The 8,925-nt window shown below is 72.0% G+C and carries 6 protein-coding genes; 3 read left to right on the plus strand and 3 right to left on the minus strand.

Going from position 1 to position 8,925, the window contains the following annotated elements; all coding sequences use genetic code 11:
• Positions 1-98 precede the first annotated feature (98 nt).
• Positions 99-635: an NUDIX domain-containing protein gene (locus ACFRAC_RS24495; RefSeq protein ID WP_382927420.1), complete on the plus strand. Its 537-nt coding sequence runs from the start codon at positions 99-101 to the stop codon at positions 633-635.
• Here ACFRAC_RS24495 and ACFRAC_RS24500 read toward each other — a convergent pair.
• Complete coding sequence (locus ACFRAC_RS24500) at positions 626-3,001, minus strand: TIM-barrel domain-containing protein (protein WP_382927422.1); 2,376 nt, start codon at positions 2,999-3,001, stop codon at positions 626-628. The genes ACFRAC_RS24495 and ACFRAC_RS24500 overlap by 10 nt on opposite strands.
• A 213-nt stretch (positions 3,002-3,214) precedes the next feature.
• Here ACFRAC_RS24500 and ACFRAC_RS24505 point away from each other — a divergent pair, with 213 nt between their 5' ends.
• Positions 3,215-5,182, plus strand: a complete 1,968-nt coding sequence (locus ACFRAC_RS24505; RefSeq protein WP_382927424.1) for an acetoacetate--CoA ligase — start codon at positions 3,215-3,217, stop codon at positions 5,180-5,182.
• Positions 5,183-5,345: 163 nt separating this feature from the next.
• Positions 5,346-6,248, plus strand: a complete 903-nt coding sequence (locus tag ACFRAC_RS24510) for a hypothetical protein (RefSeq protein ID WP_382927427.1) — start codon at positions 5,346-5,348, stop codon at positions 6,246-6,248.
• 60 nt (positions 6,249-6,308) lie between these two features.
• On the opposite strand, the gene ptsP is transcribed toward ACFRAC_RS24510, so the two are convergent.
• A complete protein-coding gene (ptsP, locus tag ACFRAC_RS24515) occupies positions 6,309-7,979 on the minus strand; it encodes a phosphoenolpyruvate--protein phosphotransferase (RefSeq protein ID WP_382927430.1) in 1,671 nt (556 codons plus the stop codon).
• 86 nt (positions 7,980-8,065) lie between these two features.
• Entirely contained in the window at positions 8,066-8,515 is a 450-nt protein-coding gene (locus ACFRAC_RS24520) for a PTS glucose transporter subunit IIA (protein ID WP_382927433.1), read from the minus strand.
• Positions 8,516-8,925 lie beyond the last annotated feature (410 nt).

The raw sequence follows: 8,925 nt of genomic DNA on the forward strand, positions 1-8,925 counted from the left end.
GCACTGCTCCGGCCCTCGCGCGCCCCTGACTTCCCGCCCGCGGATGCTCGGAGGAGCCCCCGGAAGACGCCCTTGAAGTGATCGGATACAGTCCGCGCGTGTCCGAATCTCAGCACTCCGACCCCAACTCCACAGCGAACTCCCACTGTTCGAGCTGCGGCGCGCCCTACGGAGAGGGCGTTTCCGGCTGGCCGCGCACCTGCCCCGCATGCGGCACCGTGGCCTACCGCAACCCGCTGCCCGTGGCCATCGCGCTCCAGCCCGTGTACGACACCAAGGGAACCGCCCTGGTCGTCATCACCCGGAGCATCGCCCCCGCGCGTGGAGGCGTCGCCCTGCCCGGCGGCTACATCGACGACCGGGAGGACTGGCGCCAGGCCGTCGTCCGCGAACTCAAGGAGGAGACCGGCCTCGACGCCGCCGCACGCGACGTGCGGCTCGTCGACGCGATGAGCTCGCCCGACGGGCATCTGCTGCTCTTCGGCCTGCTCCCCGAGCGCCCCGCCGACCGCCTGCCGGCCTCCGCCGCGACCGACGAGACCGAGGGATGGCAGCTCCTGCGCAGGCCGGAGGAGCTCGCCTTCCCCCTGCACACGCTGGCCGTCCAGGCGTTCTTCGAGGGCCGCTACATCTGAGCCCGGCGTCCGCCGAGCCCGCGCACCCGCACCGGACGGGGCGACGCGATCGTGCCGTCCTCGTGCTCCAGCTCGACGACCAGCTTCTCGCCCTCCCATCGGGTGACGTAGCGCTCGATCACCGGCTCCTCCCAGCCGTCGCCCGGGTCCGGCACCACCAGCCCGCCCCCGGTGCGCCCGGGGGCGGGCGCCCACACCTCCAGCTCCAACCCGCCGTCGTCCCCCCGCACGGGGACGACGGCGCCCGAACGCGCCAGCACCGGGATCCGTGACAGCGGCGCGTCGACGAACACCTCTCCGGGCCCCTCGTACGCCCGCTCCGTCGCCGTGTCGTACCAGCGTCCCCTCGGCAGCCGCACCGCACGCCGCTCGACGCCCCGCTCCAGCACCGGCGCGACCAGCAGACAGTCACCGAGCAGGAACGCGTCCTCACCGTCACGCAGCCGCCGGTCGTCGGGCGCCGACCACCACAGCGGACGGACATAGGGCGCGCCCGTGCGTCCGGCCAGATGCGCCAGCGTCACGAAGTACGGCAGCAGCCGGCGACGCTCGACGAGCGCCACGCGCGCGTGCTCCAGCACCCGGGGGCCGAACTCCCACGGCTCCCGGCGTCCCGCCCGCAGACTCGCGTGGGTGCGGAACAGCGGCAGATAGGCGGCCATCTGGAACCAGCGCAGATACAACTCCGGAGACGGGGAGCCGTCGAAGCCGCCCACATCCGGCCCCGAGAAGGGCACCCCGCACAGGCCGAGCCCCATGACCAGCGACAGCGACGCGCGCAACCCGGGCCACCCCGTGGCCACGTCCCCGGACCACGCTCCGCCGTAGCGCTGCATCCCCGCCCAGCCCGACCGTGAAAACACGAAAGGCCGCTGCTCGGGAGACAGCTCCCGCAACCCCTCGTAGCCGGCCCTGGCCATGTTCAGGCCGTACACGTTGTGCGCCTCCCGGTGGTCCCCGCCCCGGCCCTCCAGCACGTGCCGGGCCGAACGGGGCAGCGTCGACTCCCCGAAGGCCGCGAACGAGGTCGGCTCGTTCATGTCGTGCCAGAACCCGGCGAAGCCCTGCCCGAGCCGCTCCTCGTACAGCGCGCCCCACCATCGACGCACACGCGCGTGCGTGAAGTCCGGGAACACCACCTCGCCCGGCCAGGCGACCCCGCGCACCACACGGCCCGCGGCGTCCCGCACGAACACGTCCTCGGCGCTCCCGCCGTCGTACACGGCGTGGCCGGGCTCCGCACCGACCGCCGGGCCCACGATCGACACCAGGCGCACACCGTCCCCGCGCAGGTCCTCGGCGAGCTCCGGCAGCTTCCCGAACGCCTCCCCGTCGACCGAGAACACCCGGTGCGCGTCGTAGTGGTCGATGTCCAGATGGACCGCGTCCAGCGGCAGGCCCCGCTCCACGTAGCCCGAGACGATCCGGCGGACCTCCCGCGCGCCGCCGAAGCCCCACCGCGCGTGATGGTGCCCCAGAGCCCACGAAGGGGGCGCCGTGGGCGCACCGGTGAGCGAGGCCCAGACGAGCAGCACGCGCGCGGGAGTGCCCACCATCACCCAGCACCGCACCGGCCCGCCCTGCATCCGCAGCTCACTCGCGCCCGGCCGGTCGTGCCCGGAGCCGGCGCCCTCCTCGCCCTCGCGCAGCGTCACCGTGCCGTCCCACGACGTGTCGTGGAACACCAGATGCGTCGCGGCGTCCGCCACCACCACCTGCACCGGCATCGTGATGTACAGCGGATCGTCGGCGGGCCCGAACGGACGGCCCGGGTCCGTGTTCCACAACCGGTACGTGCCACCCCTGAGCCGAGGGCCGGACGCCCGCCCACCCAGCCCGAAGAACCGGGCGTCCGCGGCGACCTCCGACCGCTGCATCCACCGCGCCACCCCACCCCCGGCCGGCTCCCACCACCGCGGCGGCTGATCCCGGCGCACCAGCACCCCACCGGGCGTCTGCACCTCCACGGCACCGTGCCGCGAGATCACCACCGTCACTCGCTCGGCCACCACCCGCCAGCCGCCCTCCTTGTCCGGCTCCAGCACCGCCCGGGCGTCCGGCTCAGGAGACGCCGCGAGCGCGTACGACGGCTCCGGGGAAGCCCCGTCCCACCCCCAGAAGACAGCCCCGTTCACCGCGACGATCACACGCAGCTCGGAGCGGCTGAACCGGATGACCCCGCCCCCCGGACCCGGCCGCACCTCCTGCACGGTGCCCGGCACCCGGGCGCGCTCGGGACCTCTCGGCGGCAACCCGGCGGCATCGGCACGCCGCGTACGCCACGCGGCCCTCATGGTGCGCACGGCATGGGCGGTCCCCGCAGCGCCTATTGCCTTCACCGAACGCACCAGGTCACGACCGTTCATACTGCTCAGCCTGCCATTGAGGGCCCCACGCGCGGGGGGTCGTTCAACTGCCGTTCACTCGTGCCTGGACCACATCTTCACGTCACGGACTATGTGGGGCGCACCCTGGTGCCGAAGTCGATCACATGGCATCGTCCGTGTCATCCGCGTCACGCGCACACCCCCGCCGTGCGCGGCCGACGCACACGACGCGCAGAGTCCGGGAGCCACCCCATGACGATCGAGAACCTCCAGCCGCTCTGGCAGCCAGATCCGCAGCGCATCGCCGACGCCCAGATCACCAGGTTCCAGGCCTGGGCCGCCGAGCACCATGGCGCCCCGGCCGAGGGGGGCTACGCAGCGCTGCACCGCTGGTCGGTCGAGGAGCTGGAGACCTTCTGGAAGGCCGTCACGGAGTGGTTCGACGTCCGCTTCACGAGCCCCGGCACGCGCGTGCTGGGCGATCGCTCGATGCCCGGGGCCCAGTGGTTCCCCGGCGCGACCCTGAACTACGCGGAACACGCCCTGCGCGCCGCCGCGACCCGGGCCGACGAACCCGCCCTCCTGCACGTCGACGAGACCCACGAACCCCGCCCCGTCACCTGGTCCGAGCTCCGCGGACAGGTCGGCTCCCTCGCCGCCGAACTGCGCGCCCTCGGCGTACGTCCCGGAGACCGCGTCAGCGGCTACCTCCCGAACATCCCGCAGGCCGTCGTCGCCCTCCTCGCCACGGCCGCCGTCGGCGGTGTCTGGACCTCCTGCGCCCCCGACTTCGGCGCCCGCAGCGTCCTCGACCGCTTCCAGCAGATCGAACCGGTCGTCCTGTTCACCGTCGACGGCTACCGCTACGGCGGCAAGGAGCACGACCGCCGCGCCGTCGTCGCCGAACTGCGCCGCGAACTGCCCACCCTGCGCGCGGTGGTGCACATCCCGCTCCTCGGCACGGACGCACCCGAGGGCGCCCTGGACTGGTCGGCCCTCACCGCCGCCGACCGGGAACCCGTCTTCGAGCAGGTGCCCTTCGACCACCCCCTGTGGGTGCTCTACTCGTCCGGCACCACCGGCCTGCCCAAGGCGATCGTCCAGTCCCAGGGCGGCATCCTCGTCGAGCACCTCAAGCAACTCGGCCTGCACTGCGACCTCGGCCCCGACGACCGGTTCTTCTGGTACACCTCGACGGGCTGGATGATGTGGAACTTCCTCGTCTCCGGCCTCCTCACCGGCACCACGGTCGTCCTCTACGACGGCAGCCCCGGCTACCCGGACACGGGCGCCCAGTGGCGGATCGCCGAACGCACCGGAGCCACCCTCTACGGCACCTCGGCCGCCTACGTCATGGCCTGCCGCAAGGCCGGCGTCCACCCGGCCCGGGACTTCGACCTCTCGAAGGTCCAGTGCGTCGCCACCACCGGCTCCCCCCTGCCGCCCGACGGCTTCCGCTGGCTCCACGACGAGGTCCGCGACGACCTGTGGATCGCCTCTGTCAGCGGCGGCACGGACGTGTGCTCCTGCTTCGCCGGAGCCGTCCCCACCCTGCCCGTCCACATCGGCGAGCTCCAGGCGCCCGGCCTCGGCACCGACCTGCAGTCCTGGGACCCCAGCGGCAACCCCCTCGTCGACGAGGTCGGCGAGCTCGTCGTCACCAACCCCATGCCGTCCATGCCGGTCCACTTCTGGAACGACCCGGACGGCACCCGGTACCACGACAGCTACTTCGACACCTACCCCGGCGTATGGCGCCACGGCGACTGGATCACCGTCACCTCACGCGGCTCCGTCGTCATCCACGGCCGCTCCGACTCGACCCTCAACCGCCAGGGCGTCCGTATGGGATCCGCCGACATCTACGAGGCGGTGGAGCGCCTGCCCGAGATCAAGGAATCCCTGGTCATCGGCATCGAGCAGCCCGACGGCGGCTACTGGATGCCCCTCTTCGTCCACCTGGCGCCCGGCGCCGTCCTCGACGACACCCTGCTCGGCCGCATCAAGCAGACCATCCGCGAACAGCTCTCGCCGCGCCACATCCCGGACGAGATCATCGAGGTCCCCGGCGTCCCCCACACCCTTACCGGCAAGCGCATCGAGGTCCCGGTCAAGCGCCTCCTGCAGGGCACCCCGCTCGACAAGGCGGTCAACCCGGGCTCCATCGACAACCTCGACCTCCTCCACTTCTACGAGGACCTGGCCCGCAAGCGCGCCTGACCAGGCCCCGGGGACCCCGGACTCGCCGCACACCGGGGGAGTCCGGGGCCCGGCCCGGGCCCGTTGTCAGTGGCGCTGGTTACTGTGAGTGAGCATTGATCGACGGCTTCGGCGCACCGACGGCCCAGCCGTTCGACCGCGCCGACTGCTCACAGGGGGAACGATGACGGACACCGACCGCCGCACCATGCGCCACGTCCTGCGCCGCGAGATCGCCGGCACGATCGGCCTGCTCACCGACGAACACGACTTCGGGGCCATGCGCCGGTACCGCAGCTTCACCTTCGACGACCACACGACCTACCTCGAACAGGTCGAAGCCCTCCTGCGGACCCGCGCGGCCCAGGGCAGCCACACCGCGATCGCCCTCTTCGACCCGGAGGACTACGCCGCCTTCTGCGCCGGCACCGGCCTCGAACCCGACACCCCGGCCAGCCGCACCCGCTTCACCGCCGAACTCGCGACGACGGGCCCCACCGTCCCCTACGACGGCCGCCCCCTCACGGAGCTGGTCCCGGTCCTCGTCGACGAGGCCGTCCGACAGGCCACCTGGGAGTACGCCGCGACGCTCCTGGCGCGCCTAGGTCCGTGCGTCACCTGCGGCGAGGACATCGGCCGCGCGACCTTCACCCGCGCCTCCCACCTCGTCACCCGCATCCTCGACACCGCGCCACCCGGAGACGGCCACCTAGTGTGCAGCGTGACGGGCACCCCGGAGCCCCTCCTCGCCGTCCTCCACGCCGACCAGCAACCCGACGGCACCCATCACCTGGACGAGGCCGAACTGCTGGAGTTCACCACCGTCCTCGCCCTCGGTCTCGCCACCCGCAGCCCCGGCGGGCTCGTCATGCGCACCAGCGCCCCAGGCACCACCGACCGCGTCTACGGCTGGCGCCTGCGCGCCGACCAGGGCGACGGCCTCGTCCCTCTCACCGCCGGCGAAGTCTTCGACGCCTACTGCACCGACGTGGAATCCGGAGACCTCATCTCCCCGGAATCCGGCGTCGACTACTGCGCGCCCCCCGACCTCGGCGACGGCGGGGCACCACCGGCACACCGGCACTGACGCGAAAGGGGCGCCCCACCCGCAGGTGGAGCGCCCCGGCACACTGCCGAACGCGGCCGGCTACTCGCCCGACAGCACAGCCTGAGCGGCGTTCCGCGCCTCGTCGGCGGTGTCCGCCGCACGCGCCGCCGCCGCCGCACGCTCGCACTGGGCCAGCGTGTACTTCGCCAGCGTCGCCCGGACGTACGGGATCGACGCCGACCCCATCGACAGGGAGGTGACGCCCAGGCCGGTCAGCACACACGCCAGCAGCGGGTCCGACCCCGCCTCACCGCACACACCACAGCTCTTGCCCTCGGCCTTCGCCGCCTCGGCGGACAGCGCGACCAGGTCGAGCAGCGCGGGCTGCCACGAGTCCTGGAAGCGGGACAGCGCACCCACCTGACGGTCCGCGGCGAACGTGTACTGCGCGAGGTCGTTCGTCCCGAGCGACAGGAACTCGACCTCCTGCAGGATGGACCGGGCCCGCAGTGCGGCCGACGGGATCTCGACCATCGCGCCGAACTTGGCCCGCAGCCCCGCCTCACGGCACGCGTCCGCGAACGCCTTGGCGTCGGCGCGGTCGGCAACCATGGGGGCCATGACCTCGAGGTACACCGGCAGGCCCTCGGCAGCCTTGGCCAGTGCCTTCAGCTGCGTCCGCAGCACGTCCGGGTGGTCCAGCAGTGCCCGCAGCCCACGCACACCCAGCGCGGGGTTGGGCTCGTCGGCCGGCGTCAGGAAGTCCAGCGGCTTGTCCGCGCCCGCGTCCAGGACACGTACGACGACCCGTCCCTCGGGGAAGGCCTCCAGCACCTGGCGGTAAGCCGCGATCTGCTTCTCCTCGGACGGCGCCTGCTTGCTGTCGTCGAGGAAGAGGAACTCGGTGCGGAACAGGCCCACACCCTCCGCGCCGGCCTCCACGGCCGCCGGCACGTCGGACGGTCCGCCGACGTTGGCCAGCAGCGGCACCTTGTGCCCGTCCGCGGTGGCGCCCGGCCCGGTCGAAGCCGCCAGCGCGGCCTTGCGCTCGGCGGCCGCGGCCTCCAGCTCGGCCCGCTTCTGCGCGCTCGGGTCCACGAAGACGTCGCCGGTGCTGCCGTCCACCGCGACGACCGTGCCTTCGGCCAGCTCACCGGCGCCGGGGAGCGCGACCACGGCGGGCACACCGAGCGCCCGCGCCAGGATCGCGCTGTGGCTGGTCGGCCCGCCCTCCTCGGTCACGAACCCGAGGACGAGCGTCGGGTCCAGCAGCGCCGTGTCGGCCGGAGCGAGATCACGGGCCACCAGCACATACGGCTCGTCACTGTCCGGGACGCCCGGCATCGGGACACCCAGCAGCCGCGCGACGATACGGTTCCGCACGTCGTCGAGGTCCGCCACACGCCCAGCCAGGTACTCACCGGCACCGGCCAGCAACTCGCGGTACGAGGCGAACGCGTCGTACACGGCACGCTCAGCCGTGCTGCCGACGGCGATACGACGGTCCACGTCGGCCATCAGCTCGGGGTCCTGGGCCATCATGGCCTGCGCCTCGAGCACCGCCTGGGCCTCGCCGCCCGCCAGGTTGCCGCGTGCCATCAGATCGGCGGCCACCGCCTCCACGGCTTGGCGAGCGCGCCCCTGTTCACGCTCCGCGTCCTCCGCCGGGATCTGCTTGGCCGGCGGTTCCAGGACCGCCGTTCCCATGTGCCGTACTTCGCCGATCGCCACACCGTGGCTCACGCCGACGCCTCGAAGCGTTGTCTCCATCTCACCCGTCTCCGTTGACGCGGCGGGCCCCGCCGCCGCGGTGGTTGTGATCGCTACCTGTGCGCCGCCGTATGACGGCGATGAAGTCACTTCCAGACGAAGAGACTGTCGCCGGCCTTCACTTCGCCGCTCTCACGGAGCTCGGACAGCGCCTCGGCCGTGGCCTCCAGCGCCACGACCGGGCACACCGGGGACTTGCCTGCCGCCTCGACCGCGGAGGGGTCCCAGCGGACGACGGCCTGGCCACGCATCACGGTGTCGCCCTTGCTCACCAGCAGCTCGAAACCATCACCGTTCAGCTGCACGGTGTCGATGCCGAGGTGGGTGAGAACGCCGTGCCCCTGGTCGTCGACGACGACGAAAGCGTGCGGATGAAGGGAGACGACGACTCCGTCCACCGGAGACACGGCCTCGGAGGGCTCACGGACGGGGTCGATCGCGGTACCCGGGCCGACCATGGCTCCGGAGAAGACCGGATCCGGTACGGACGCCAGTCCGACGGCGCGTCCGGCGAGCGGGGACGTCACGGTGGTCATGGGAAGCCTCCCAGGGGTGGAGATCGATAGGGCCGTCTCTGCCTGTGCGGGACGGCGCACTGTTGAGCAGGGTATGTCACATGAAGTGCCGATTACGCGTGAGCACTTCAGAGTGGTCTAGACCATACAGCAAACCGATTTGCCCCCGCTCGTCGGCCGCGTGTACAGTCGTACTCCTGCTTGGGGGTAAGCGACGCCGGTGCGCGTCGTGGCCCGGCAGCATCCAAACTTGTCAGATTCTATCTTCGGATCCCCTTCTGCATGTCTGCGGAACGGTGGTCAGGGGGACGGAAAAACACTGATAGAGTTTGGAACACCGAAGGGAAGCGCCCGGAGGAAAGCCCGAGAGGGTGAGTACAAAGGAAGCGTCCGTTCCTTGAGAACTCAACAGCGTGCCAAAAATCAACGCC

The organism is Streptomyces sp. NPDC056628, from assembly GCF_042792555.1.
GTDB lineage: Bacteria > Actinomycetota > Actinomycetes > Streptomycetales > Streptomycetaceae > Streptomyces.